The organism is Rhodococcus sp. MTM3W5.2, assembly GCF_001984015.1.
Taxonomy (GTDB): Bacteria; Actinomycetota; Actinomycetes; order Mycobacteriales; family Mycobacteriaceae; genus Rhodococcus_G; species Rhodococcus_G oryzae.
In genome coordinates this window covers 1419656-1445607 of the sequence record NZ_CP019572.1, presented here as the reverse complement: position 1 = coordinate 1445607, position 25952 = coordinate 1419656, and the positions used below count along the sequence as shown (strand labels likewise).

General features: G+C 67.8%; 13 protein-coding genes and 5 pseudogenes. 3 read left to right on the top strand and 15 right to left on the bottom strand.

Annotated elements, in window-relative coordinates; genetic code table 11:
* Positions 1-153 precede the first annotated feature (153 nt).
* The 4 genes and pseudogenes from BTZ20_RS06660 to BTZ20_RS06645 form a co-directional block, all read right to left on the bottom strand.
* Positions 154-951, bottom strand: coding sequence for an enoyl-CoA hydratase (locus BTZ20_RS06660; protein WP_077040819.1), 798 nt, complete (start codon positions 949-951; stop codon positions 154-156).
* Entirely contained in the window at positions 948-1949 is a 1002-nt protein-coding gene (locus BTZ20_RS06655) for an NAD(P)H-dependent flavin oxidoreductase (RefSeq protein WP_077040818.1), read from the bottom strand. Before BTZ20_RS06655 ends, BTZ20_RS06660 begins: the two co-directional genes overlap by 4 nt.
* Before the next feature lies 1 nt (position 1950).
* Positions 1951-4114 (bottom strand): annotated as a pseudogene (locus BTZ20_RS06650) (3-hydroxyacyl-CoA dehydrogenase NAD-binding domain-containing protein).
* 32 nt (positions 4115-4146) lie between these two features.
* Positions 4147-5376 carry an acetyl-CoA C-acetyltransferase gene (locus tag BTZ20_RS06645; RefSeq protein WP_077040817.1) on the bottom strand — a complete coding sequence of 410 codons (1230 nt, stop codon included), beginning with the start codon at positions 5374-5376 and terminating at the stop codon, positions 4147-4149.
* Between the two features lie 262 nt (positions 5377-5638).
* Here BTZ20_RS06645 and BTZ20_RS06640 point away from each other — a divergent pair, with 262 nt between their 5' ends.
* Positions 5639-6871, top strand: coding sequence for a TetR/AcrR family transcriptional regulator (locus BTZ20_RS06640; protein ID WP_077040816.1), 1233 nt, complete (start codon positions 5639-5641; stop codon positions 6869-6871).
* Between the two features lie 19 nt (positions 6872-6890).
* Here BTZ20_RS06640 and BTZ20_RS06635 read toward each other — a convergent pair whose 3' ends face one another.
* The 5 genes and pseudogenes from BTZ20_RS06635 to BTZ20_RS06615 form a co-directional block, all read right to left on the bottom strand.
* Positions 6891-8297, bottom strand: coding sequence for a wax ester/triacylglycerol synthase domain-containing protein (locus BTZ20_RS06635; protein ID WP_223263759.1), 1407 nt, complete (start codon positions 8295-8297; stop codon positions 6891-6893).
* A 38-nt stretch (positions 8298-8335) separates the two neighbouring features.
* On the bottom strand, positions 8336-8761 hold the full coding sequence (locus BTZ20_RS26650; RefSeq protein ID WP_077040815.1) for a WS/DGAT domain-containing protein: 426 nt from the start codon (positions 8759-8761) through the stop codon (positions 8336-8338).
* Positions 8758-9792 (bottom strand): wax ester/triacylglycerol synthase domain-containing protein, encoded by a 1035-nt coding sequence (locus tag BTZ20_RS06625; protein WP_077040814.1) that lies wholly within the window; start codon positions 9790-9792, stop codon positions 8758-8760. The genes BTZ20_RS26650 and BTZ20_RS06625 overlap by 4 nt, the downstream gene beginning before the upstream one ends.
* 105 nt (positions 9793-9897) lie before the next feature.
* Positions 9898-10793: pseudogene (locus BTZ20_RS06620) on the bottom strand (oxygenase MpaB family protein).
* Positions 10794-10802: 9 nt separating this feature from the next.
* A complete protein-coding gene (locus tag BTZ20_RS06615; protein WP_077040813.1) occupies positions 10803-12332 on the bottom strand; it encodes an aldehyde dehydrogenase family protein in 1530 nt (509 codons plus the stop codon).
* Between the two features lie 174 nt (positions 12333-12506).
* Between BTZ20_RS06615 and BTZ20_RS06610 the strand changes: the two genes are divergently transcribed.
* A complete protein-coding gene (locus tag BTZ20_RS06610) occupies positions 12507-13652 on the top strand; it encodes an acyl-CoA dehydrogenase family protein (RefSeq protein WP_077040812.1) in 1146 nt (381 codons plus the stop codon).
* A gap of 142 nt (positions 13653-13794) precedes the next feature.
* The gene (locus BTZ20_RS06605) at positions 13795-14391 is read left to right on the top strand and encodes a GntR family transcriptional regulator (RefSeq protein WP_083742900.1); all 597 of its coding nucleotides are present in this window, start codon (positions 13795-13797) and stop codon (positions 14389-14391) included.
* 74 nt (positions 14392-14465) lie between these two features.
* On the opposite strand, the pseudogene BTZ20_RS29720 reads toward BTZ20_RS06605, so the two are convergent.
* From BTZ20_RS29720 to BTZ20_RS06575, 6 genes and pseudogenes are all read right to left on the bottom strand, one after another.
* Positions 14466-15031 (bottom strand): annotated as a pseudogene (locus tag BTZ20_RS29720) (thioesterase domain-containing protein); the annotation flags it as partial.
* 132 nt (positions 15032-15163) lie between these two features.
* Positions 15164-16846: pseudogene (locus BTZ20_RS29715) on the bottom strand (amino acid adenylation domain-containing protein); the annotation flags it as partial.
* Positions 16847-16996: 150 nt separating this feature from the next.
* A pseudogene (locus tag BTZ20_RS27780) lies at positions 16997-23451 on the bottom strand (condensation domain-containing protein); the annotation flags it as partial.
* A 388-nt stretch (positions 23452-23839) separates the two neighbouring features.
* On the bottom strand, positions 23840-25168 hold the full coding sequence (gene asnB, locus BTZ20_RS06580) for an asparagine synthase B (RefSeq protein WP_262982514.1): 1329 nt from the start codon (positions 25166-25168) through the stop codon (positions 23840-23842).
* Positions 25165-25509, bottom strand: a complete 345-nt coding sequence (locus BTZ20_RS28940) for a hypothetical protein (protein WP_262982513.1) — start codon at positions 25507-25509, stop codon at positions 25165-25167. Before BTZ20_RS28940 ends, asnB begins: the two co-directional genes overlap by 4 nt.
* Before the next feature lie 174 nt (positions 25510-25683).
* Positions 25684-25905 (bottom strand): MbtH family protein, encoded by a 222-nt coding sequence (locus BTZ20_RS06575; protein ID WP_077040810.1) that lies wholly within the window; start codon positions 25903-25905, stop codon positions 25684-25686.
* Positions 25906-25952: the final 47 nt, after the last annotated feature.

The window sequence follows — 25952 nt, the reverse complement described above, 5'->3', positions numbered from 1 at the left end:
CCTCACGGATGCGCCCAGTATGGCAACACGCGATCCCGCGCGCGGGATTTTTGTTAACACAGATTCGCATCGCGAAAGCCAGCTCTGACTGGACGTTTGTTCAATCAGGGCCCGGCCTGTCCGGGACGCACGGCGGGCAGGCCACGCCGCGCGTCAACGGCCGAATTCGGGCGCCCTGCCACCGAGCATCGCTGCGACACCTTCCCGGAAATCGGGTGCCGCCAGGAGTTCGATCTGGCCCTCGGTTTCCCGTTCGAGCGTCTCGTCGATCCGGGCGAGGGTGGTGGCGGTCAGCGCGCGTTTGGTCAGTTCGATCGCGCGCCGGGGACCGCGGGCGAGCTTGGCCGCGACCGCTCGCACATGAGACGGCAGCTCGCCCTCGGGGAGCACCCGGGCGATCAATCCGGCGGCTGCGGCGTCCGTGGCTCCGAGTTTCCTTCCGAGCAGCGCCATCTCGCTCGCCCTTGCCCGCCCGATCGCCGCAGGGACTAGCAGACTCGATCCCCCGTCGGGCATCAGCCCGACGTTGACGAAGGCCAACAGGAAGTAGGCACTCGGCGAGGCGAATGCCAGATCGGCCGCGAAGGCAATGGATGCACCGACTCCGGTCGCTGCCCCGTTCACCTCCGCGATCACCGGGATCGGCAGCGTGAGGATCGCCCGGACCACCCGGTTGGCCGAGTCCATCACGACACGGGGGTCCGCCTCGGGACCGTGTGCCGCCGCGGCGAGGTCGGCGCCGGTCGAGAAGGCCGCGCCCGCTCCACCGATCACCACGACCCGGACCGACGGATCTTTCGCGCGCCCGGTCAGCAGGTCACCCATGGCATCCATCGTCGCCAGGTCGATCGCGTTCATCCGCTCCTGCCGGTCGATGGTGATCCGCAGGATCCCATCCCCGAATTCGACTCGCAGCCCGGCGATCACCTCGAGCTCGGGGGTCGCCGTCATCGGAGGGCCCCCACCGGCTCGCTCGCGGCCATCACCCCGGCCAAGCGACCCGCGATGATCTGTTCGGCCTCCCCCACCATCCGCGACACCAGGTCCTCGACGCTCGGGATGTCCTCGATCAGCCCCTGACACTGTCCCGCCGTCCAGACGCCCGCGTCGAGGTCGCCCTCCTCGAATACCGTGCGCCCCCGTGCCCCTGCGACCAGGTCCCTGAGGTCGTCGAAGGATGCCCCACCGCGCGATTCGATGTCGACGACCTCGGCGCTCACGGCGTTCGCTGCCACCCGCGCGGTGTTGCGGAGCGTGCGGAAGATCAGCGCCGTGTCGAGCTCGCTGTTCGCAACGATCCGCCGCTTGACCTCCTCGGCAACCGGCGACTCCTGCGTGCACATGAACCGGGTGCCCATGTTCACCCCCTCCGCGCCGAGCGCGAGCGCGGCGACCAGCCCGCGGGCGTCCGCGATCCCACCCGACGCGAGGACCGGAATGCGCACCCGCCGGGTCGCGGCCGGGATGAGGACCAGGCCGGGCACGTCATCCTCTCCCGGATGGCCCGCGCACTCGAATCCGTCGATACTCACCGCATCCACACCGACCTGTTCGGCCTTGAGCGCGTGGCGGACGCTGGTGCACTTGTGGATGACCTTGATACCGGCATCCTTGAAGTGCGGCAGGTGGTCGATCGGGTTGGAGCCGGCGGTCTCGACAATGGTGACGCCCGACTCCACGATGGCCTGGCGGTACTCCGCGTAGGGCGGCGGGTTGATCGACGGCAGGATCGTCAAGTTGACGCCGAACGGCTTGTCGGTCAGGTCCCGACAGCGTGCGATTTCCTTCGTCAGGTCCTCGGGCGTCGGCTGGGTCAGCGCCGTGATGAAACCGAGGGCACCGGAATTGGCCACTGCCGCGACCAGTTCGGCGCGACCCACCCACATCATCCCGCCCTGCACGATGGGATGCTCGACCCCGAACGCCTCGGTGAATCGGGTACGCAGCATGTCAGTTGCCCTCCTCGAAGGTGTCACCGTCGGCGGCCTTGTCCAGCAGCAGCTGCGGCGGGGCGAAGCGATCTCCATAGCGCTGGGCCAATTCGCGCGCCCGCTCCACGAATCCCGCCACACCGCCCTGATATTGATCGATGTACCGCGCTACGCCGCCGGTCCAGCCCGGGTATCCGATGCCGAGGATCGAGCCGACGTTGGCGTCGGTGGCGGTGTCGAGCACGCCCTCCTCGAGACAGCGCACCGTCTCGATGGCCTCGATGAACAGCATCCGTTCCTTCATGTCCTGGAACGGGATCTCGCCGGTGCCGCCGAAGGCCCCGAGCCCGGGCCAGAGCCCAACCCGCTTGCCGTCGGCATAGTCGTAGAAGCCCGCACCGGTGGAGCGGCCCTTGCGGTCGAATTCGTCGATCATCCGATCTACGACGACATCCGCGGGGTGCGGCACCCACTCCTGGCCGGCCGCGATCGCCGCGGACCTGGTCTCCTCCCGGATCTTGCGCGGCAGGGTGAGGGTCAGCTCGTCCATCAGCGCGAGCACCGGGGCCGGGTAGCCCGCCTGTAGCGTCGCCTGCTCGATCGAGGCGGGCGAGATACCCTCGCCGAGCATGGCGATGCCCTCGTTGGTGAAGGTACCGATCACGCGGCTGGTGAAAAAGCCCCTGCTGTCGTTGACCACGATCGGGGTCTTGCCGATCTGCTTGACCACCGCGAGGGCCCGACCGAGCGCCTCCTCACTGGTCTTGTCCCCTTGATGATCTCGACGAGGGGCATCTTGTCGACCGGGGAGAAGAAATGCAGCCCGATGAAATCCTCGGTGCGCGAGACCCCCGCGCCGAGCAGGGTGATGGGCAACGTCGAGGTGTTCGAGCAGAGCAGCGCGTCCGGGGTGATGAACTCGTCGATCTCGGCGAACACCTTGTTCTTCACGGCCGGGTCCTCGTACACCGCCTCGATGACGAGCTCGGCACCCGAGGCCTCCTCGGGCCGGTCGGCAGGCCGGATCCGATCGAGGATCGCGTCGGCCTCCTCCTGTGTGCTGCGGCCCTTGGCGACGGCCTTGTCGAGGAGGTTCTTCGAGTAACCCTTGCCCCGCTGTGCGGCCTCGAGGGAGACATCCTTGAGCACGACCTCCATCCCGGAGTTCGCGCACACATAGGCGATTGCGGCCCCCATCATCCCGGCACCGAGAACCACCACCTTGCGCACGGGCTCGCGGTCCGCTCCGCCGTACTGCTTGACCATCGAGTTCGCCTTCTGCATGTCGAAGAAGAACGCGCGGATCATGTTCTTGGATATCTGGCCGGTCGCCAGATCGGCGAAGTACCTGTTCTCGATGGTCTGGGCGGTGTCGAAGTCCACCTGCGCGCCCTCGACGGCCGCGCTCATGATCGCGATCGGCGCCGGATAGGGCGCTCCCTTGAGCTGCTTGCGCAAATTCGCGGGGAAGGCAGGCAGGTTCGCGGCCAAGGCGGGGGTGGCGGGCGTGCCGCCTGGAATCTTGTACCCCTTCACGTCCCATGGCTGCGATGCTCCGGGATTCGCGGCGATCCACCGCTTGGCCGCAGGCACCAGGTCGTCGGCGTCCTCCACCAACTCGTCGACGAGCCCGAGCGCGAGCGCCTTGTCCGGCGAGTGGCGCTGGCCCTGCAGGAGGACCTGAGTCAGCGCGGTCACCACGCCGAGCAGGCGAACGGTGCGGACGATCCCGCCGCCCCAGGGAGCAGACCGAGCGTGACCTCCGGCAGACCGATCCGGGTGGACCCGACGTTCAGGGCGATCCGATGATGACATGCCAGTGCGAGCTCGAGACCACCGCCGAGCGCGGCCCCGCCGATCGCGGCGACCACCGGCCTGCCGAGAGTCTCGAGCCGCCGCATCGGATCCTTGATCCGGTTGACGTTTGCCGTGACGGCCTCGGCCTGACCCGGTCGGGATTTCAGGATGTCACCGAGATCGCCACCGGCGAAGAAGGTCTTCTTCGCCGAGGTCAGGACCACCCCGGCGATGGAGTCACGCTCGGCGACCAGACGGTCGACCACCTCTCCCAGGGACACGATGAACCCCTCGTTCATCGTGTTCGCGGACTGGGCCGGGTCGTCGAGGATGAGCGTGACGATGCCATCGGCATCACGGTCGTACCGGATTGCGCTGTCGTTCATGGTGTTTGGTCTCCAGTTCGGATGATCGAGGCCTAGATGCGTTCGATGACGGTGGCGATGCCCATGCCCGCGCCAACGCAGAGGGTCGCCAGTCCGTACCTCCTGTCGCGACGCTCGAGCTCGTCGAGCAGAGTGCCGAGGATGATGGCCCCGGTCGCGCCGAGCGGGTGACCCATGGCGATGGCGCCACCATTGACGTTGACCTTGTCCATCGGGATGTCCATGTCCTTGACGAACTTGAGCGCAACGGAGGCGAAGGCCTCGTTGATCTCGTACAGGTCGATGTCGTCGACGGTGAGGCCCGCCCTTGCCAGCGCCTTCTCGGCCGCAGGCGCCGGACCGGTGAGCATGATCGTCGGCTCGGAACCGACCACCGCGGTTCCCACGATGCGCGCACGGGGTGTCAGGCCGGCCTTGGCCCCCGCCTCCGCGGAACCGATCAACATCAGGGTTGCGCCGTCGACGATGCCCGACGAGTTGCCCGCGTGGTGCACGTGATCGATCCGCTCGACCCAGTGGTACTTCTGGAGCGCCACCGCGTTGAACCCACCCTGCTCGCCCAGCGACGCGAACGAGGGCTTGAGCGCCCCGAGGCCCTCGACCGTTGCGCCGGGTCGCATGTGCTCGTCGCGGTCGAGCACCACGAGTCCGTTCCGATCCTTGACCGGGACAACCGAGCGGTCGAACCGCCCGTCTGCCCACGCCTTGGCCGCGAGTTCCTGTGACCGGACCGCGAATTCGTCGACACGGGTTCGACTGAACCCTTCTATCGTCGCGATGAGGTCGGCGCCGATCCCCTGCGGGACCATGTAGGTCGCATAGTTGGTGGCGGGGTCCATTCCCCATGCGCCACCGTCTGACCCCATCGGCACCCGCGACATCGACTCGACCCCGCCGGCGAGGACGAGGTCTTCCCAGCCCGAGGCCACCTTCTGGGCTGCGAGGTTGACGGACTCGAGTCCTGACGCGCAGAACCGGTTCACCTGCACGCCCGCCACCGTCTCGGGCAGGCCCGCGGCCAGTGCCGCCACTCTCGGCAGGACCGCGCCCTGCTCGCCGAGTGGCGAGACGATGCCGAGCACGATGTCGTCGATCGCGCCGGGATCGAGCCCCGGATTGCGGTGTCGGATCTCATCGATGAGGCCGACCACGAGGTCGATCGGCTTGACCGAGTGCAGCGATCCGGTTGCCTTGCCGCGGCCGCGTGGTGTGCGCACGGCGTCGAAGATCAACGGCGCTCCGGTAGGTCGGGACACGGTCATGCTTCCCCTTTCGATTCGGCGCACGAGCAGTCGGGCCCGCAGTCGAGCCTGAGTCAGTGAGCACGCTCACACAGTGCGAATTGCGGTTAACTTTTATGCACCCACCCGAGGTTGTCAATAGCGAATATTGTTGCTAGTCCAGACTTTGCGTCGAAGATCCACTGGAAGCACCGACGAAGGCACAGGAATCCCGAATTCGCTTTCGAGCCGAAGCCGCCGGGCTCTCGGTTAAGATTGCTGCGACCGAAGTCAGGAGACGTCGATGCCCCAGACGACCACCGGCCGGCCGGCTTCGGCCGCCGCGCCCGTTCGGCGACGACCGAAGGACCGCAAGGCGCAGATCGCCTTGGTGGCGGCGCAGGCCTTCAGCGAACGGGGCTATCACGCGGTCGGCGTGGACGACATAGCCGCCACTCTCGGCATCTCCGGCCCTGCCCTCTATCGCCACTTCCCCAACAAGTACGCCTTGCTGGTCCATGCCGCGATGGGAACGGTCGGCGCCCTCCGATCGGCCTCCGATGCCGCCGCCGAGTCCGATGATCCGGACCGCACCCCTGAGCTGCAGTTGGATTCCGTGCTGCGAGCACTGATCGTGACGACCGTCGAAAGCCGCAAGACCGGTGGGCTCTACCGGTGGGAGGGCCGCTACCTCCGGCCGGACGATCGGGACCTGATGCGGACCGAGTTCGTCGCGGTGACCCAGAACGTCGCGGGGCCGCTGCGCGAGTTGCGACCCGAACTCACCGACCGCGAATCGGTGATCCTCGCGGCAGCCGCGCTCAGCGTGATCGGGAGCATCACCGCCCACAGCGCCGCGCTTGCGAACCGCAAGATCGAGAAGCTCCTGCTCGGCACCGCGTGGGGCGTGTTGAGATGCGACCTGGCCGGCGCGCCGCCCGCGACGACGACGATCGACGATCCCGCCGCACAGCGCGGACTCGCCGTGACCTCCAAGCGTGAACTACTGCTCGCGGAGGCGGTGAAGATCTTCCACGACCGCGGCTATCACGAGTCGAGCATCGAGGAGATCGGCGCTGCAGCGGGCATCAACGCGTCCAGCGTCTACCGACACTTCCCCAGCAAGGCGGACCTGCTGGCGGCCGCATTCCACCGGGCAGCCGATCGCCTGGCCATGGCGACGGCCGCGGCGCTCGCCGCCTCCACCGACCCGGACGAGGCGCTCAGTCGACTCTCGGCCACCTATATCGACCTGGCATTCACGCATCCCGAGGTGCTCTCCGTGTACTTCTCGGAGATCGGCAACCTGCCCAAACAGGAGCGCACCAACCTCCGCAACGTGCAGCGCCTGCACGTCGAGGAGTGGGTCCACCTGCTCACCGCGGTTCGGCCCGAGCTGTCCGCGGTCGAGGCCAGATTCCTGGTGCACGCGGCTCTCGGCCAGACCCTCGACGTGGGCCGGCTACTCCATTTCGACACCGGCGCACAGGCCCGCGGCCGGATGCAGACCCTCATGCTGACGGTGCTGCACAGCTGACCGGCCGCGAGCCGTCGCCTCAGACCGTGGCGCCGCTCATGATCGCCGATTCGAGCTCGTCGTACGACTCGTGCAGCATTTCGACGTATCGATCGTCGTCCGGCAACTGCAGCGGATCCGCGGTGACGTTGATCGTGAGGACGTCCCCGACGCTGTCGACCCGGTGTGCAAGACCGGCGAGCCCCGAGAGCGGGCACAGGCCGAAACTCGCGACCACCGTCGCATCGCCGAGTTTCATGTCCGCAGGCCCCTTGGGCACGTTCGAGACGAGCGCGTTCCCCAGACTGACAGTCGACGACTCCGGTTTGGGCAGCGCGCCGAGAACCGCGAGGCCCGCGCGAAGAAGGGCGCCAGGAACGGCACCGGGGAGCTCATCGAGCGTCAACGACGCGGGAGTGGTCGTGCGGACCCGTTCCTCGAGGACCGAATCGTGGATCTCCCGAACCCGCTCGACCGGGTCCTCGGTCTCGGTGTGCAGATCCACGTACATGGTCACGAACCGGTTTCGCGACGTCGCCTCCACTGTCGAGCGGGTCGACATCGGGACCCCAGCACCCAGCGAACCGGCAGGCACCTCGCCTGACGCGTGCAGGTAATTCCGCATCGCCCTACCGATCACGGCGAGCACCAGATCGTTGACCGTGACCTCGCCGAGCCTCGCCTTCATCGCACGCAGGCCGCCGAGCGGGAGTATCGCGGTGTTGAAAACCCGATCCGGACCCAACGGCTGGTTGAGCGTCGTGCGCGGACGAACGGCGGTGGGCGTCCGGTACAGCCCCAGATCGCTCCCGAGTTGCAGTGCACGCTGCGCCGAGCGCGCCCTGAGGAGTTCCTGCGCGAGCCGACCCAGATTCCGTGGGGTCGATCCGAGCGCCCGCGCCAGCATTCCGACCTGCGAGGGCGGCGCGGCCGGGTCCACGACCTCGACCATTTCGTCCTGCTCGTCCGGCTCCGCCGCGAAGAGGCGGCGTGCGATCGCGGCGCTCAACATGCCGTCGGCCGCCGCGTGATGCAGCTTCAGCGCCGCCACGGTGGCCTCGCCCGCGATGCCATCGATCCCGCGGACGCCGGAGATCACGTGGAGTTCCCATGGCGGCCTTGACTCGTCCATGGGGCTCTGCAGCAGGTCGGCGAGCAGCGTCCGCACGTCCTCCCAGCGCTCGGCCGTGTGGAAGGCGAGGTGATTGTCAACGGAGAACTCCGGGTCCTCCGCCCAGTACGGATGGTCGAGGTCCAACGGCACGCGGACAACCCGCTGTCGCAGGATCTCCATCCCGCCCGCGCGATCGGCGATCCACCGGGTGATCTCCGCAGGATCCGGATGTCGATCCGAATCACGTTCGGCCACAAAGGCATACGCGGTCATGGTGGCCTGCTTGGCCTGTTCCTTCTCCACGTACAGAAATACGGTGTCTCTCGGATGCATCTGCTCCATGTACCGCCCCATCCCCAACACGCGCCGCTTCACCCCGAGGCGACGCTCCCGATGTCCAACCGTACCGGCGAACCATTCCCGAGGCAGATCTGGTCCCTTAGCTCGGCAAACGACTCGAGCAGGAGCTCGCGATAGCGGCGGATGTCGGCCAACTGCAGCGGATCGGCGGTGACATTGACGGTGAGGGAGTTGCCCACCGAGCCGATGGCGTGGGCCACCCCGCCCAAACCCACGAGCGGCGCGAGGCCGAAGCCGGCGACGACGGTCGCGTCGCACAGGTGCAGGTCCGCACCGCCGCTGCGCACGCTGCTGACCAGAGTGTTGACGTAATGAATCGAGTCCGCCCGTCGCTTCGGTCGTCCGTAACCGATCCGCAGCGCGGCTCGGATCGCCCATCCGGGTATGACGCCGACGACATCACACGAAGCCGCAACGGCCTCGGCCGGAATGCTCAACCGCTCGCGCTCCCCAGGACCGACCGATGGATCGCGCGGACCCGTGCGATCGGATCGACCGTGGCGGTGTGCAGGTCCACCGCCATCGTGAGGAACTGATTTCGTGACTCGGATGCGCAGGCGTTGCGGATGGACATCGGAACCGCGGCGGCCAGCGAACCCGTCGTCGGGCCATCGACCTCCTGGAGGTACCTCCGCAACGCGCCCGCGATCACCGTCAGTACGAGGTCGTTGACGGTGACCTCGCCGAGCGCGGTCCTCATGTCCCGCACCTCGTCGAGCGGGAGAAACGCCACGTCGAACACCCGGTCGGGGCCAAGCGGCTGGTTGAGCACGGTCCGCGGCCGCTTCGCGACGGGCAGGGTGTGCGTGCCCTCCTCACGTTCGACCAGGAGCCGGTGGCGCATCGCGCGGAACTCTCGCAGGCCGCCGACGAGCTCGCCTACCTTGCGAGGGCACGCTCGGACGGCGGAGGCGAACAGGCCGGCCGGGGCAGGTACCGGCAGTGCGGCGACCGGTGCGCCCTGGCGAATGTCCGGGACCGGGTCTGCCCCGAACAGCGCCCTGGAGATGGTGGTGCTCAACTCGCCGTCCGCCATCGAGTGATGGAACTTCATCACCGCGACCGTGGCCTCCCCCTCGACGCCGGGGATACCGCGGACCCCGGTGACGACGTGGAGTTCCCACAGCGGCCTGGACCGATCCATCGGCTGCTGCACGAGCAGCGCCATCCATTCGCGCAACTCCTCCCATCCCGAGCCGTCATGGAAGAAGAGGTGATCCTCGACGGAGTGCTCGGGATCCTCCACCCAGTACGGATGGTCGAGGTCGAACGGAACGCGGACCAGTCGTTGCCGCAGCACAGCGATCCCACGAGCGCGGTCGGCGATCCACCGGGCGATCTGCCGGTGATCAGCAGGGCGAGCCTGCGAACGATCGGGAACGAACGCGTAGGCGGACAGAAAGGTCTGCCAGGCGACGGGACGCTCCACATAGAGGAACACCGCGTCCCGCGGATCGACCTGCAGCACGTAACTCCCCGTTCGTCGACCCCTGCCGGCGAGACGGTACCGTTTGACACTAAGCCTCGCGCACCGAGGCTCCCGCAGCGCGGGACGATGCGCGGTCCCCGCAGGTCAGCCCCGACCGTGGTTCTGGTCCACTCCGAGATCGCTCGGCCGGTAGCCCACCGGATAACCGGGATAGGTCCGGTTGTGCGGGTCCCTTGCGGCCTTCGACCTCCTGCGCGGCGGCAGCAGCCGGACAGCCTTGGACCTGGCAACCAATCCACGCTGCGCGACGCCCGTCAACCAGGCCGGTGCGGCCGGGAACCCGAAGGCGGAGCGCATCTGCTGATCCAGCAACGCGTACACCCCCTGACGCACGGCAGGCCGAAGCGGACGGGGAACCACGCGCAGAACAGGTCCCGGGTGTAGACGCCGATCAGATGATTGTCCTCGGTGTACCGGAAGCGCTCGGCCTCGTACTCGATCTTGAACCGGTAGAACTCCTGAAAGTCCTCCGGAATGTCCTTGATGCCCATCCGCAGTCCGACCTCCCGGTAGAAGAGGAAGGAGGCAAGCCGTTCGTTCGGGTGCAGTGGGCGCCATCCGTAGCGGTCGATCCAGTCCAACGGATCGAAGGCGAAGGTGCTCAGCACGTACAACATGTCCGAATTGTCGATGTCGTACTTCGCGTGCATCCGGTTCACCATTCGCAGCGACTCCGTGCCGCGGGGCGAGTCGTAGCCGTGCTCGACGAGTTCGGCCATCAGCAGCGCGGTGTCGTCATAGCGCTTCTGCGGCCGCTTCTCGAACTCCCCGGTCCTGCGCAGCAACGCGGAGATCGTGGGCACGCAGTAGGTCCGGAACAGTGCGAACTCGAGCGCGCGCTGGTAGTCCCATGGAAACTCGAAGCCGGCGGTGATCCGATGGATCTCGTGGTTGTCCGTCACCGGATCGAGTTGCTCGATCCGGTGGAGCCAGCCATACCTGCCGCGCGGTCGGGACGGGTTCTCGTTCACCAGCAACATGGTGCCCCCTCAGCTCCGGCCGTGCCGAGTCTTGAGCAACCACGCGGCGATCTTCATGTCCCTGGGTTTACGTTCCATCGACAGCAGGTTCAACGGCGCCCGGTACTTCTGCCGGGCCACCGACTTGGCGCGGCTGAACTCGCGCAGTCCGTCGGCGCCGTGGATCCGGCCGAAGCCCGACTCCCCAACCCCGCCGAACGGGAGCGCGGCAACGCCCGCGAATCCCAGCACCGAGTTGATCGTGACCACTCCGGCTCGCAACCGCTCGGCCGCGGCCACCGCCCGCCTGCGGTCACCGGCGAAGATCGAGGCACCGAGTCCGTACGTGGAGGCGTTGGCCGCAGCGATCCCCTCGTCCAGGTCCGCGACCCGGTTGATCACCACCGTCGGCCCGAAGGTCTCCTCCAGGACGGCGCTGCTGTCCTCAGGAACATCGACGAGGATCACCGGTTCGACGAAGGGTCCGCGGATCGACTCCGGGCCGCCGAGCACCGCGCGACCGCCCCTGGCGAGGGCGTCGTCGATCTGCCCACGCACCACCTCCGACTGCCGTGCCATCGTCATCGGCCCATACGAGGAGTCCGGGGCACCGCCAGGTCGCAACCGCTTGGCCTTCTCGGTGACCTTCTGCACGAACGTGTCGAACACTCCGTCCGCCACATAGATTCGTTCCACGCCGACACAGGTCTGGCCCGCGTTGCCCATGGCGCCGAAGACGGCGAAGTTCGACGCCTCCTCCAGATCCGCATCTGCGTCCACCAGCATCGCGTCCTTGCCACCGCACTCCGCGACCATCGGGGTCAGGGTCTCCGCGCACAAGGCCATCACCTTTTTGGCGGTCGGCGTGGAACCGGTGAACGCGACCTTGTCGACCCCGGCCCTGCAGAGCGCGGTCCCGGTGCCGCCGTCACCCGTGATCACCTGCAGCACAGGCTGGTTGGGGACGAGCGCCTGCCACTTGTCGGCGATCCACACCGCGACACCCGGCGTGAGTTCACTCGGCTTGAAGACCACCGCGTTGCCCGCCGCCAGTGCGTACGAGATCGAACCCATCGGCGTGTACAGCGGATAGTTCCACGGCCCGATCACCCCGACAACGCCGAGCGGCTGGTACCGGACGGTCGCCTCCTGATTGGCGCTCACCAACCCGGCGCGCACCTTCTTCTTGCCGAGCACCTTGGCGGCGTTGCGAGCAGCCCAATCCAGGTGCTCGACGGTGAGCATCACCTCCAGCAGGGCGTCGCCCGGCGGCTTCCCGGTCTCGCGGGAGATCACGGCGGCCAGGGCCTGCGCGTCGGACGCGATCGCCGTCTTCCAGCCCAGCAGCCATCGCTTGCGCCCGTCGAAGCCAAGCGACTCCCACCATCGCGCGGCGGGGCGAGCCCGCTCGACCACCCTCGCCACCTCGCCCGCGTCCGCGACCGGGTAGCTGGCGATGACCTCGTCGGTGCGCGGATCGAGCGACTCGATCACCCCCGCCCCCGCGGGAGACCCTGCCGTCTCGGTGAGCTCGCGCTTCTTGGCCGCCTGCTGTGGCATGAACAGTTCCCTCCGTCGCCGATCGCTGTAGATACTTCGCATCAAATATATTTGATGTGATGTACTGTTGTGAAGATCACATTAGGCGGCGGCAGGCTCGCCGACAAGACCACATCGACACTGATCCCCCGGCGCGCACCGTGCGCCCACACGACCAGCGGGAGCCATACGAAGATGAGCGTTGAATTCACCACAGAACAGAGGGCATTCGCCAAGTCCGTCACGGACTTCTGCAAGCGCGAGGCCGGCACGCGCGAGAAGCGCGATCAGTTGACGGATCACGGCGCGCACAATCACAACCAGGGCGTATACGAGAAGATGGCCGAGCTGGGCTGGCTCGGGCTGACCATCCCCGAGGAATTCGGCGGCTCCGACGCGACCATGGTCGACATGTGCATCCTGCTCGAGCAGACCCAACGCGGGATGCTGCCGATCGGCGCGATCGGGCCGACGCTCATCACCGGCGGGGCATACGCCAAGTTCGGTACCCCGCAGCAGAAGGACGATGTGCTGCGCGGCATCGTCCGCGGTGCGTCCCAGTCGATCTCGATGTCCGAGCCCGAGGCCGGCTCCGATGTCGGGAACCTGAGCACCAAGGCCGAGCAGACGTCGGACGGCTGGCTGGTCAACGGCCAGAAGACGTGGTGCTCCAACGCCCACATCTCGGAGAACATCCTGCTCGTCGCGCGTACGAGCCGCAGCGAGAACAAGCACGAGGGCATGACCATGTTCCACGTGCCTGCCCGCACGGACGGCCTGAAGATCAGCCCGATCGAGCTGATGGGCGGCCAGAAGGAGACGAACGACCTCTACTTCACCGACTGTGTCCTCCCCGCGGATGCGGTCGTCGGCGAGGTGGGGAACGGCTGGCGTCAGCTGATGACCGGACTGAACTTCGAACGGCTGATCCTTGCCGCGATGATCCTGGGGACCGCGGAGCGGGCCTTCGACGACACCCTCGGGTACATCACCCAGCGCAAGCAGTTCGGCCGGCCGATCGGCAGCTTCCAGTCGCTGCGGCACCGGATGGCCGACCTCGCCACCGAGATCGAATGCACCAAGCTGCTCGTCTACAACGTCGCGCGTGAGGCGGACGCCAACCCGGACAAGGTCCTCGCCCGAGAGGCCTCGATGGCCAAGCTGAAGGCGACGGAGACCGCCAAGCGCGTCGCCCTCGAGGGCATGCAGATGATGGGCGGGTACGGCTACGCCACCGAGTTCGACATGGAGAAGCACGTCCGCGGGGCGCTGGTGTCCACCATCTTCGGCGGGACCAGCGAGATCCAACGCGACATCATCGGCAAGACGTACGGCTTGTAGCCACTGGCGGGCGTTTAAGCTGATTGCCGTCAGAAGGAGACTCGATGACCTCGTCCGCCACACCCCGCCCAAGGAGGCGCGCGCGCTCCGTCGCCGCCCCCAGCTCTCCGATGACGTCGCGGTGCACGTCCGCAACCTCATCATGTCGGGCGGGGTGCGGCCGGGCGAGTTCATCCGTCTCGACGAGACCGCAGCCGAGCTCGGGGTCAGCGTCACCCCTGTCCGCGAGGCCCTGCTGACACTGCGCAGCGAAGGCCTGGTGGAGCTGGTGCCGCACCGCGGGTACGTCGTCGCCGCTCTCAGTCGTGGCGACATCAACGACGTCTTCTGGCTGCAGGGGCAGATCGCCGAGGAGCTGACCTCGAGGGCCACCGCGGCAATCGACAAGGAGACCCTCGACGAGCTCCGCGCCATCAATGCGAAATTGGCACGTGCCGTGGAGGATTCGGATGCGGCACGGATCGAGGACCTCGAGTTCGACTTCCATCGGATCCTCAATCGGTTGGCGGGTTCCGCCAAGCTCTCCCGGTTCCTGCTCAATGCGACCCGGTATACGCCTGTGCACTTCTACTCGGCGGACCACGGCTGGGGCGATGCCGCCATCGCGAGCCACGACCGGCTGATCGCCGCGATGGCAGTGGGCGACGCGGAGAAGGCCGGGCGCGAATCCCGGGCGCACTTCCTCGACGGGGCTCAGCGACTGATCAGCCACCTCGAAGACGTCGGGATCTGGGACTGACGGTGTAGTCGTCACCGGGCGCTAGTGGGTCACCGCCTCCGCGCCGGTCCACCAGTCGTCGAGGATGCGGGCGATCACTGACAGGGCCTCGGGCGAGGCCATCCCCAGTGCGTCGATTCCACCCGATGATTGTGGATCGCGCCGTCCACCACTGACCGCCAGGTCGAGGCCCCGAGCGACCCGCTCCTGTCTTCCTGCACCGCAGTGAAATACAGCACGTCACCCGCGAACGACTTCGGACGATGCGCGGCCAGCAGTACGAGGGACGCCACCACTGATTCCATGGCCTGTGCCCGGTCATCGATGCGGATCCCCTCCGGGACCAGCCCACCGAGCAGCTCGTCCTGGGTGGGTTCATCGAGGACCGACCGTGCGGGCGCGGCCTCGTGATCGGCGAAGCTGTCCATCATCGCCAATAGCGCGACATCCTCACCCTCTGACTGCAATTGGACCGCCATCGCCTGCGCGATCACGCCACCGAGCGACCACCCGAGCAGGTGATAAGGCCCTCGGGTTGAACAGAACGGATCTCGCGCACGTACCTGTCGGCCCATTCACCGATCGAATCCGGCGCCCAGCCGGAGTTCCCGAGCGCGGGCGACTGCAGGCCGTAGATTCCGCGGTCGGACTCGAGGTGCCGGGCCAGGCCGGCGAACGCCCAGGACAGCCCGCCGATCGGGTGCACGCAGAACAGGGGCGGCTCAGATCCACCGACGCGGATCGGGAGCAGCACCTCGAAGGACGTCTCACCGTCGACGTCAGCGCTCGTACCCGAATCGATCCGGTCGGCGAGCCCCGCCGGGGTGGGGTCGGAGAACATCCATTGGACGCGGACCTCGGATCCGAGGCGGGCCGACAGCCGAGCCACCACGCCGGTGGCGATCAGCGAGTTACCTCCGAGCTCGAAGAAGTTGTCGTCCAACCCGACCCGGCCGACGCCGAGCACCTCGGCCAGCACCTCTGCGATTGCGACCTCCGTCGCGGACACCGGTGCGCGATACTCGCGGGCGACAGGCTCCGGCGCGGGCAAAGCCGAGCGGTGAAGCTTGCCGGACGCGTTCAGCGGCAACTCCCCCAGCGTCACGAACACGCTCGGAATCATGTACTCCGGCAGCGTGCGGCCGAGGGAGGTGCGGGCGACGCCCGGATCGAACGACGGGTCGCCGACGACGTACCCGACCAGTTGTTGATGTCCCAGGCCGTCCTGCCGGACCACGGCCACGGCCTGATCGACCCCGTCGAGCCCGAGCAGGGCGGCCTCGATCTCGCCCAGCTCGATCCGCAGACCGCGCAACTTCACCTGGAAATCGGTACGGCCGATGTACTCCAGCTCTCCCGCAGCGGTCCAGGTAACCAGGTCACCGGTCCGGTACATCCGCGCACCCGAACCCCCGAACGGATTCGCAACGAACCGATCCGACGTCAGATCAGCACGACCGACATACCCCCGAGCCAACTGCACACCCGCCAGATACAACTCACCCGGCACCCCCACCGGCACCGGCCGCAACCGCGAATCCAACACGAACACCTGCGTGTTCCACACCGGCGCACCGATCGGCACCGACACCTCATCCGCCGCAGTGACCTCATGGAAGGTCACATCCACCGCCGCCTCCGTCGGCCCATACAGATTGTGCAACCGCGACGACGGCAACACCTCACGCAACAACGCCGCCGTCTGCGCCGGAAGCGCCTCACCCGAAGCGAACACCCGCCGCAACGACGACGCCCCCACCACCGACGGCTCCGCCACGAACACCGCCAACATCGACGGCACAAAATGCGCCGTCGACACCGACTCCTCCACGATCACCCGAGCCAGATACGCCGGATCCCGATGACCATCCGGCACCGCGATCACCATCCGAGCACCAACCTGCAACGGCCAGAACAACTCCCACACCGACACATCGAATGTCACCGGAGTCTTCTGCAACACCACATCATCAGCGGTCAGCCCATACTCACCCTGCATCCACAACAAACGATTCACAATCGCCGCATGCGAGACCGCCACACCCTTCGGCCGACCCGTCGAACCCGACGTGAAAATCACATACGCCGTATTGGACGGAACCAACGGCGCCAACCGATCCACATCCGACACCGGCGCATCCGAGAACGACGCAAGGTCGACCGTGTCGATCTCGACGACCTCGGCCCCCGCGGCCGTGAAACCGTCGCGAGAGGTGCTCAACACGCAGACCGGCGACGAGGACCCGAGTACGTGCGCCACCCGCTCCCCCGGCTGGTCGGGATCCACCGGCACGTACCCGCCACCGGCCTTGATCACCGCATACACACCGACCAGTAGATCGATCGACCGGCGCATCGCCAGCGCCACCAACGACTCGGGTCCCACACCCCGCGAGATCAGGTGCCGCGCAAGGCGGTTCACCCGTGCATCGAACTCGACATAGGTCAGAGCCTGGCCCACGAACACGAGCGCCATCGAATCCGGCGTCCGCGCCACCTGCCCGTCGAACATATCGACCAACGTCTGCGGCGCCACCGGACGTGCGGTGGCGTTCCACTCGCCCAGGATCGCCTCGAGACCCTCCTCGCCGACCAGGTCGATGTCGCCGACCGGGCACTGCGGGTCGGCCGCCATCGCGTCGAGAATCCGGGCGAACCGCCGCGCGAAACCCTCCACCGTCGACCGGTCGAACAGGTCCGTCGCGTAGACGAAGGAAACCGACAGTCCGCCTGCTCCTGCCTGTTCCACGACCGTCACCTGCAGGTCGAACTTCGCCACCTCGACCGGCGCGCCAACCCCAGAGACATGCAGGCCCGGCAGCTCCAGGTCCGGCTGCTCGATGTTCTGGTAGGACAGCATCACCTGGAAGAGGGGTGCCTCGACATGGACCGCTCCGGATTGAGCGCCTCCACCACGCGCTCGAACGGCACCTCCGTGTGCCCGAACGCACCCAGATCCGATTCACGCACGCGCGCCAGGAGTTCCGTCGACGATTCCGCCCCCTCGACCGACGTCCGCAGTACCAGGGTGTTGACGAACATGCCGACCAGATCGTCCAGTTCGGCTTCGCCGCGACCCGCCACCGGGGTGCCGACCGCGATATCGGAGGTACCGCTGAGCCTGCTCAACAACACCGTGAGGCCCGCGTGCACCGCCATGAACAGCGAGGCATTGTGCTGTGCGGCCCAGTCGGACAGTGCTGCGCGGGTGAGCTCGCTGATGGGGATATCGACCCGGGCACCCGCGTGCGTCCGGACCGCCGGACGCGAACGATCCGACGGCAGATCCAGCTGCGCGGGCAGCCCGGACAGCGCGCCACGCCAGTACCCGAGCTGCCGCGCCACCAGCGACGAGGGATCGGACTCGTCACCGAGAACCTCACGCTGCCACAACGCGAAGTCGGCGTACTGCACGGCCAGCGGTGACCACACCGGTACCTCGCCCCTGGCCCGCGCGACATAGGCCGCCATGACATCGCGCGTCAGCGGCCCCATCGAGAAGCCGTCGGCACTGATGTGATGCACCACGATCGCCAGCACGTGCTCACTCGTGGTGCTCTCTGGGCATTCCGCAGGCTCCACGCCTGTGCTCTCTGGGCATTCCGCAGGCTCCACGCCTGTCTCACGCAAGAGGGCCACCCGCACCGGGACCTCGGCCGCGACGTCGAAACCCGCAACCACGAGTTCGGCCACCCGATCGGACAGGTCATCCACCGACACCTCGACCGGGACCAGATCCGGGACCACCCACGCGGCGGGCACGATCACCTGAGACGGACCATCACTCGACTCCGGATATATCGTGCGCAACGACTCGTGTCGCTCGAGCACGTCGCGAATCGCGGCACGCAGTGCCGCGACATCGAGTGCACCCGACAACCGCACGACGACCGGGATGTTGTTCACGGCCGACTCCGGATCGAACCGGTTCAGGAACCACATCCGCTGCTGCGCCAGCGACAGCGGAATGCGATCCGGTCGGGGCCTCGGCGCCAGCACCGCTCGCGCCGACCCGGAGTCCCGCTCGACCCGCACCGCGAGCGCCGCCACCGTCGGGGACTCGAACAACAGCCGAACCGGAACCGTCACGCCCAGCACGGAGCCGAGACGCGCCGCCACCCGCGTCGCGATCAACGAGTTCCCACCGAGGTCGAAAAAGTTGTCGTCCAACCCGACCCTCGGAAGACCGAGCACCTCCGAGATCGTCCCTGCGACGATCTCCTCGACCGGTGTCGACGGTGCGCGGAACGCTGTCGACACGAATTCCGGCGCGGGCAGAGCGCCGCGGTCGAGCTTCCCGTTCACCGTCAACGGGATCTCGTCCAGCACCGTCACCACCGACGGCACCATGTGCGAGGGCAGGGCCCTCGCGGCGAACGCAGTCAACTCCTCGGGGTCCGCCGCCCCGCCTGCGGCCGCCACCACGTACGCGGCCAGCACCGTCGCCCCCGACGGGGCGGGACGGCCCATCGTCACCGCGAAATCCACCGACGGGTGCGCGGTCAGCGCCGCGTCGACCTCGCCGAGTTCGATGCGGAAGCCGCGGATCTTCACCTGGAAGTCCCCGCGCCCCACGTACTCGAGTTCCAGGTCCGACAGTCGGCCCTGTGCCGCGGGGGCGAGCCACCGCACCATGTCGCCCGTCCGGTACATCCGTGCACCGATCGACGAGAAGGGGTTCGCCACAAAGCGATCCGCGGTCAGACTCGACCGATTGTGATATCCCCGCGCCATCGCCGGACCCGCGACGTACAGTTCGCCGACCACCCCAACCGGCACCGGGCGAAGCCGTCGATCGAGCACCATCGCGGTCACACCGCGGATCGGGCCGCCGATCGTCACCGCCGCACCGGGCTGAAGCGCCGCGCTGGCCGACACCATGACGGTCATCTCGGTCGGCCCGTAGGCGTTGTACAGGTCCCGGTCCGCACCCCAGCGGATCACCAGGTCCGAGCTCAGCGCCTCGCCGCCCATGACGACCACCCGCAGCGAATCGAGTCCGTCGGGCGCGAGCGCGGCCGCAGCGGACGGGGTGATGAAGGCATGGGTGACCCGCTGGCAATCGATGATGTCCGCCAGCTCACCGCCCCGTACACGCCGGGGGGCACGATCACCAGGGCCGCTCCGGCCGCCGTCGCCATCAGGATCTCGAGGATCGATGCATCGAAACTGGGCGACGAGGAGTGCAGTACCCGAGACGAGACCGTCACCGAGTACCGCTGCCGCTGCTCGAGGGCGAAGCTCGCAATGCCCTGATGCGTGACCACCACGCCCTTGGGAACCCCGGTCGAGCCGGAGGTGTAGATCATGTACGCCGGCTGGGCCGGGTGCATCGCAACGAGCCTGTCCCGATCGGCGACCGCCGCCGTCGAGAGCGCGGCCAACTCCACCACAACGGCGTCGGCGTCGAGCGTCACCCAGTCCGCGTCAGGCAGGGCGTCCGTGTACTCGGCGACGGTGAGGCCGACCACCGCCCCCGAGTCGGCGAGCATGTGCCCGAGGCGATCGGCGGGGTAGGCGGGGTCCATGGGCACGACGGCTGCGCCGGTCTTCGCCACCGCCCACAGCGCCAGCATCGACTCGACCGATCGGGGCAGGGCGACCGCGACGAACGACTCCGGTCCGACACCGCGCGCGATCAGCAAGCGCGCCAGAGCGTTCGAACGGGTGTCGAGCTCGCCGTAGGTCACGGTGCGGGAGCCGAACTCCAGTGCGGGCGCCGTCCGTTCGGTGACAGCCGCAGCCAGCAGCTCGGCAAGGGTGACCGGTGGCTCCGGGGGGCGGCCGACGACCGGGCACAGCGCCGTGCGCTCACGGGCGTCCATCACCTCGGCGTCCCCGATCGGCGCCGATGGATCCTGCGCCACCGCGTCGAGCAGCCGGACGAACCGTGCGGCCAGTGTGGTCACGGTCGACTCGTCGAACAGGTCCGTGGCATAGATGAAGGTGCCCGCGATTCCCGATCGGTCGGCCCGCTCCCCCAGTGAGAGCTGTAGATCGTATTTCGCGTACGCGAACCCGGGATCGACCTCGCTCACCGCCAAGCCGGGCAACTCCAGGACCGCGGGCTCGGCATTCTCCAACGCGAGGACGACCTGGAAGATCGGAGCGTGCGCGGTGGACCGTTCCGGCGCGAGGACCTCCACCAGCCGCTCGAAGGGCACCTCTGCGTGTGCCAGCGCACCGATGTCCGATTCCCTTGTACTGCGGAGCAATTCGGCGAACGACACCGAGTGGTCCAGCACGGTCCGCAGGGCGAGCGTGTTGACGAACATGCCGACCAGGTCGTCGAGTACGTGCTCCCCGCGGCCGGCCGTCGGCGTCCCGATGACGACGTCGTCGATGCCCGAGACCTTCGACAGCAGCAACGCGAACGCCGCGTGCATGGTGGTGAACAGGGTTGCCTCGTGCTCGCGGGACAGCGCCGACAGCCGGCGGTGCAGGTCCGCTTCGATCTCGAACTCCACCCGCCCACCCTCGAGCGAGGCGGCGGCCGGGCGTGGGCGGTCGGTGGGTAGGGGCAGCAGGTCGGGAATGCCGGACAGTTCGTCGAGCCAGTACCGGACCTGGCGCGAGAGAAGGGATTCCGGGTCGTCTTCGCTGCCGAGCAGTTCGCGCTGCCAGATCGAGTAGTCCGCGTACTGCACCGGGAGCGGCTCGGGATCATATCGGCCGCCTGCCACCGCACTCGTGTAGCCGGCCACCACCTCACGCGCGAGCGGCGCCATCGAGGCGCCGTCGGCCCCGATGTGGTGCAGCAGGAACAGCAGCACGTGCTCGCCCCCGCCGAGCTGGAACAGTCGCACCCGGACCGGCGGCTCGACCGTCACGTCGAATCCGGCCGCCGCAGCCGCGGTGAACCTGCCGCGCAGGTCCGCCTCGTCCACAACCAGGATCGGACGGAGATCCGCATCGACCCCCTCGACCGGGATCACCACCTGCCGCGGTCCCTCACCGTCGTCCGGGAACACCGTGCGCAGCGATTCATGCCGACCCAACACGCTCTGGACCGAGGTTCGCAGCGCCTCGTGGTCGAGTTCTCCGACCAGCCGGATCCCGAGCGGGAGGTTATATGCGGGCGATGAGATGTCGAACTGGTTGATGAACCACATCCTGGCCTGTGCCAGGGACAGCGGGACCCGATCCGGGCGTGGCCCGGCCACCAGTTCGGGCCGACGACGCGCGCCGTCGGCCCGAGTCGACGCCAGGGCGGCGAGCCCCGCGACGGTCGGCGCGTCGAACACCTCTCGCAGACTCACGTCGCATCCGAGTGCGGCGTTGACCCGAGCCACCACCCGTGCGGCGGACAGCGAGTTGCCGCCGTGATCGAAGAAGGAATCCTGGGCCGCAACCCGTTCGACCCCGAGGATCTCACCGAAGATCCGCGCGACCACCACCTCGGCCGGGGTCGACGGCTCGCCGTGCTCACCCGGCGCGGATTCGAAGTCCGGCCTCGGCAGCGACTTTCGATCGAGCTTGCCGTGCACAGTGATCGGAAGCTCCGCGAGCGTCAGCACGGTGATCGGCACCATGTACTCGGGCAGCGAGCGGCCAAGGAACGCGCGCAGCTCATCGCCGTCGATCAGCGCCTCGGCGGCAGCGACCGCGTAGCCGACCAGCTGCTGATTTCCGGGAACGTCCTCCCTGACCACCACGACCGCCTGCGCCACCGTCGGGTGTGCGAGCATCGCGGACTCGATCTCGCCCAGCTCGATCCGCAGACCGCGCAGCTTCACCTGAAAGTCGTTGCGCCCCACATATTCCAGCTCGCCGGATGCGTGGGATCGCACCAGGTCGCCGGTCCGGTACATCCGCTCACCCGAACCCCCGAACGGATTCGCAACGAACCGATCCGACGTCAGATCACTACGACCCACGTACCCGCGGGCCAGCTGCACACCCGCCAGATACAACTCGCCCGGCACCCCCACCGGCACCGGATGCAGGCGCGAATCCAACACAAACACCCGCGTGTTCCACACCGGCACACCGATCGGCACCGACACCCGATCCGCGGCTGTGACCTCATGGAAGGTCACATCCACCGCGGCCTCCGTCGGCCCGTACAGATTATGTAATCGCACCGACGGTAGAACCTCACGCAGCGACCCAGCCGTCTGCGCCGGAAGCGCCTCACCCGAGGCGAACACTCGTCGCAGCGAACTACAACCCGCCACACCCGGCTCCGCCACGAACACCGCCAACATCGACGGCACAAAGTGGGCAGTCGACACCGACTCCTCCGCGATCACCCGAGCCAGGTACGCCGGATCTCGATGACCATCCGGCACCGCGATCACCAACCGCGCACCGACCTGCAACGGCCAGAACAACTCCCACACCGACACATCGAACGTCACCGGAGTCTTCTGCAACACCACGTCGTCGGCGGTCAGCCCGTACTCACCCTGCATCCACAACAAACGATTCACGATCGCCGCATGCGAGACCGCCACACCCTTCGGCCGACCCGTCGAACCCGACGTGAAAATCACATACGCCGTGTTCTCCGGCACCAACGGCGCCAACCGATCCACATCGGTGACCGGCGCCTCGGAGAATCCTTCGAGGTCCAATTGCTCGAGGACCACAGCCGGTGATCCGGCGGGCAGAGCCGCGCCGTCGGCGCCTGCGGTGAGCACGACAACCGGCGCGGCGGTCTCGAGCACGTGCGCCGTGCGCTCGGCCGGATGGTCCGGATCGAGGGGGAGGTAGGCACCGCCGGCCTTGACGACGGCGTACACGGCGACCAGCAGGTCGATCGACCGACGCATCGCGAGCGCGACCACTGTGTCCGGACCGACCCCGTCGGCGATGAGACGGCGCGCCAGCCGGTTGGCGCGGGCATCGAACTCTGCGTAGGTCAGCACGTGACGCTCGAACACCAGCGCGACCGACTCCGGCGTGCGGGCCGCCTGCTCGTCGAACAGATCCGCAAGAGTGCTCCGTGCCGGCGGGGCCTCCAGCGCCTTGGCATCCCGCGCGATGGTATCCAGGACCGCGCCAAGGCCGCCCTCGGCTGCGATCACCATCGGCGCCAGTCCGGACAGGGTCACCGAGACGATGGCCTCGGGGTCCAATCCCCTGGCAGCGAGCGGTCCTGCCAGCATCTGGAGTCGTTCATCGAGTTCCCGATATGTCACCGACACATCGTCGACATGCACGACGACCGCGTCGGGGCGGGCCGCCGCGAGGGCGGCGACCGACCGAGGGAAATCCGACAAGACGTACTCCGAAGGTATCGAGCCAAAGCCACGTCGATCCCCCCCGGTACCACTCGACCTGACCATCGCATAGTGCGATCCAGAGTGACAAGATACGTGAACCGCCAGTTCCGCGTCTGGTGCAGCGATCAGGGCGGCCCCAGACACCCCTCAGGGCGGACCCGACGACGGAGCGCCCACGGTCGCCCGAGGACCCCCCTTGATCCGCTCCGCCCGGCCGCCCGCATCGATCATGCGGTTGGTTGCTAGCGGGCGAGTGCCTGTTCGTGGACGCCCTGGACGGCGCGGCCGGAGGGGTCGGCCATCGCGGCGAATTCCGGGTCCCACTCGAGTGCGGCGGGGGTGGAGCAGGCGATGGACTTGCCGCCCGGCACGGTGGCCGCGCAGGCCTCGCCGGGGAAGTGCTGGGCGAAGATCCGCCGGTAGAGGTAGGCCTCCTTGGTTTCCGGGGTGTTGTGCGGGAACAGTTGCGCGGCGGACGCGAGCTCGACGTCGGTGACCACGGCCTCGGCGTGGTCCTTGAGGCCGTCGATCCAGCCGTAGCCGACGCCGTCGCTGAACTGTTCCTTCTGCCGCCACAGGATCTGCTCGGGCAGCGCGCCCTCGAACGCCTCGCGGATCACGGCCTTCTCGATCCGGCCGCCGCCTGCCATCTTGTGGGTGGCGTCCATGCTCATCGCGGTGTCGAGGAACTCCAGGTCCAGGAACGGCACCCGCGCCTCCACACCCCAGGCCATCATCGACTTGTTCGCGCGCAGGCAGTCGTAGCTGTGCAGGGCGTCGAGCTTGGCGACGGTCTCCTCGTGGAAGGCCCGCGCGGACGGCGCCTTGTGGAAGTACAGGTAGCCGCCGAACATCTCGTCGGCGCCCTCCCCGGAGAGCACCATCTTCACGCCCATCGCCTTGATCCGACGGGCCAGCAGGAACATCGGGGTCGAGGCCCGGATGGTGGTCACGTCGTAGGTTTCGATGTGCCGGATCACCTCCGGCAACGCGTCGAGGCCCTCGGCGAAGGTGTAGACGAAGCCGTGGTGCTCGGTGCCGAGGGAATCGGCGGCGAGCTGGGCGGCCGCCAGGTCCGGCGAGCCCTCCAACCCGATCGCGAACGAATGCAGGTGCGGCCACCACGCCTCGCTGCGGTCGTCGTCCTCGACCCGGTCGCGGGCGAATTTGGCCGCGCACGCGGCCACCAGCGACGAATCCAGACCGCCGGAGAGCAGCACACCGTAGGGGACGTCGGTCATCATCTGCCGGTGCACCGCCTGCTCGAACGCGGCCCGCAGCTCCTGCGGGGACACCCGGGTGCCGACGGTGGCCGAGTGCTCACGCCACGGCTTGTCGTAGTAGCGGCGCAGCTCACCAGTCGCGCTGTCGTAGAGGTGGCCCGGCGGGAACGCGGCCACGTCCTCGCACACCCCGACCAGTGCCTTCATCTCCGACGCGACCAGGATGCGGCCGTCGCCGTCGTGACCCCAGTACAGCGGGATCACCCCGATCGGGTCGCGGGCGATCAGGAACCGCTGCTGCTCGGCATCGAACAACGCGAACGCGAAGATACCGTTGAGCCGGTTCACGAAATCGGTGTCCCCTCGCGGTAGAGGGCGCTGATCACCTCGCAGTCGGAGCCGGTGGTGAAGTCGTACCCGCTGGCCTCGCGCAGCTCACGGTGGTTGTAGATCTCCCCGTTGGCCGCCAACGCGAGGTGCCCGTCCCGCGAGCGCAGCGGCTGCGACCCGCTGGCCGGGTCCACGATCGCCAGGCGCTCGTGCACCAGGATCGCGCCGTCACCGACGAACACCCCGCTCCAGTCGGGCCCGCGGTGCCGTTGCCTGCGCGACAGTTCCACGGCCTGAACGCGCAGCGCGGCCAGATCGTCGCCGGACTGCAGACCGAAAATGCCGAGGATCGAACACACGGGGCCGAACTCCTTACCGTTGGGGATGAGAGGGCCAGACCTGCGTCGGCCCCGAGATTCGCCGCCACGCGGCGAGCTGTCGGCGACCCACACCGGGTCGCCGACAGGTGCTCACAACCATGAAGGAACCCGCCCCGGAGCGAACGCTGCGGCGGCGGGTTCGTTCAATCGTGCCTACTTGTCGGCGTCTCCCGCCATCGCCTCGATCAGGCTCTTCGGCCGCATGTCGGTCCAGTTCGCCTCGACGTAGTCGACGCATTCCTGACGTGAGGTCGGGCCGTGGACCTCGACCCAGCCGGCGGGAACCTGGGCGAACATGGGCCACAGCGAGTGCTGACCCTCGTCGTTCACCAACACCAGGAACTGGCCGTCCTCATCATCGAAGGGGTTGCTCATGTGTAGCGCCTTTCTCGATCAATGCTCTTGTCCTGCAGTTTCTTTTG

What these genes read in the sequence shown, in the direction of transcription:
- BTZ20_RS06660 (WP_077040819.1), bottom strand. Translation starts at nt 951, where the DNA reads ATGACGGCGACCCCCGAGCTCGAGGTGATCGCCGGGCTGCGAGTCGAA.
- BTZ20_RS06655 (WP_077040818.1), bottom strand. Translation starts at nt 1,949, where the DNA reads ATGCTGCGTACCCGATTCACCGAGGCGTTCGGGGTCGAGCATCCCATC.
- BTZ20_RS06645 (WP_077040817.1), bottom strand. Translation starts at nt 5,376, where the DNA reads ATGACCGTGTCCCGACCTACCGGAGCGCCGTTGATCTTCGACGCCGTG.
- BTZ20_RS06640 (WP_077040816.1), top strand. Translation starts at nt 5,639, where the DNA reads ATGCCCCAGACGACCACCGGCCGGCCGGCTTCGGCCGCCGCGCCCGTT.
- BTZ20_RS06635 (WP_223263759.1), bottom strand. Translation starts at nt 8,297, where the DNA reads ATGCATCCGAGAGACACCGTATTTCTGTACGTGGAGAAGGAACAGGCC.
- BTZ20_RS06615 (WP_077040813.1), bottom strand. Translation starts at nt 12,332, where the DNA reads ATGCCACAGCAGGCGGCCAAGAAGCGCGAGCTCACCGAGACGGCAGGG.
- BTZ20_RS06610 (WP_077040812.1), top strand. Translation starts at nt 12,507, where the DNA reads ATGAGCGTTGAATTCACCACAGAACAGAGGGCATTCGCCAAGTCCGTC.
- BTZ20_RS06605 (WP_083742900.1), top strand. Translation starts at nt 13,795, where the DNA reads ATGTCGGGCGGGGTGCGGCCGGGCGAGTTCATCCGTCTCGACGAGACC.
- BTZ20_RS06575 (WP_077040810.1), bottom strand. Translation starts at nt 25,905, where the DNA reads ATGAGCAACCCCTTCGATGATGAGGACGGCCAGTTCCTGGTGTTGGTG.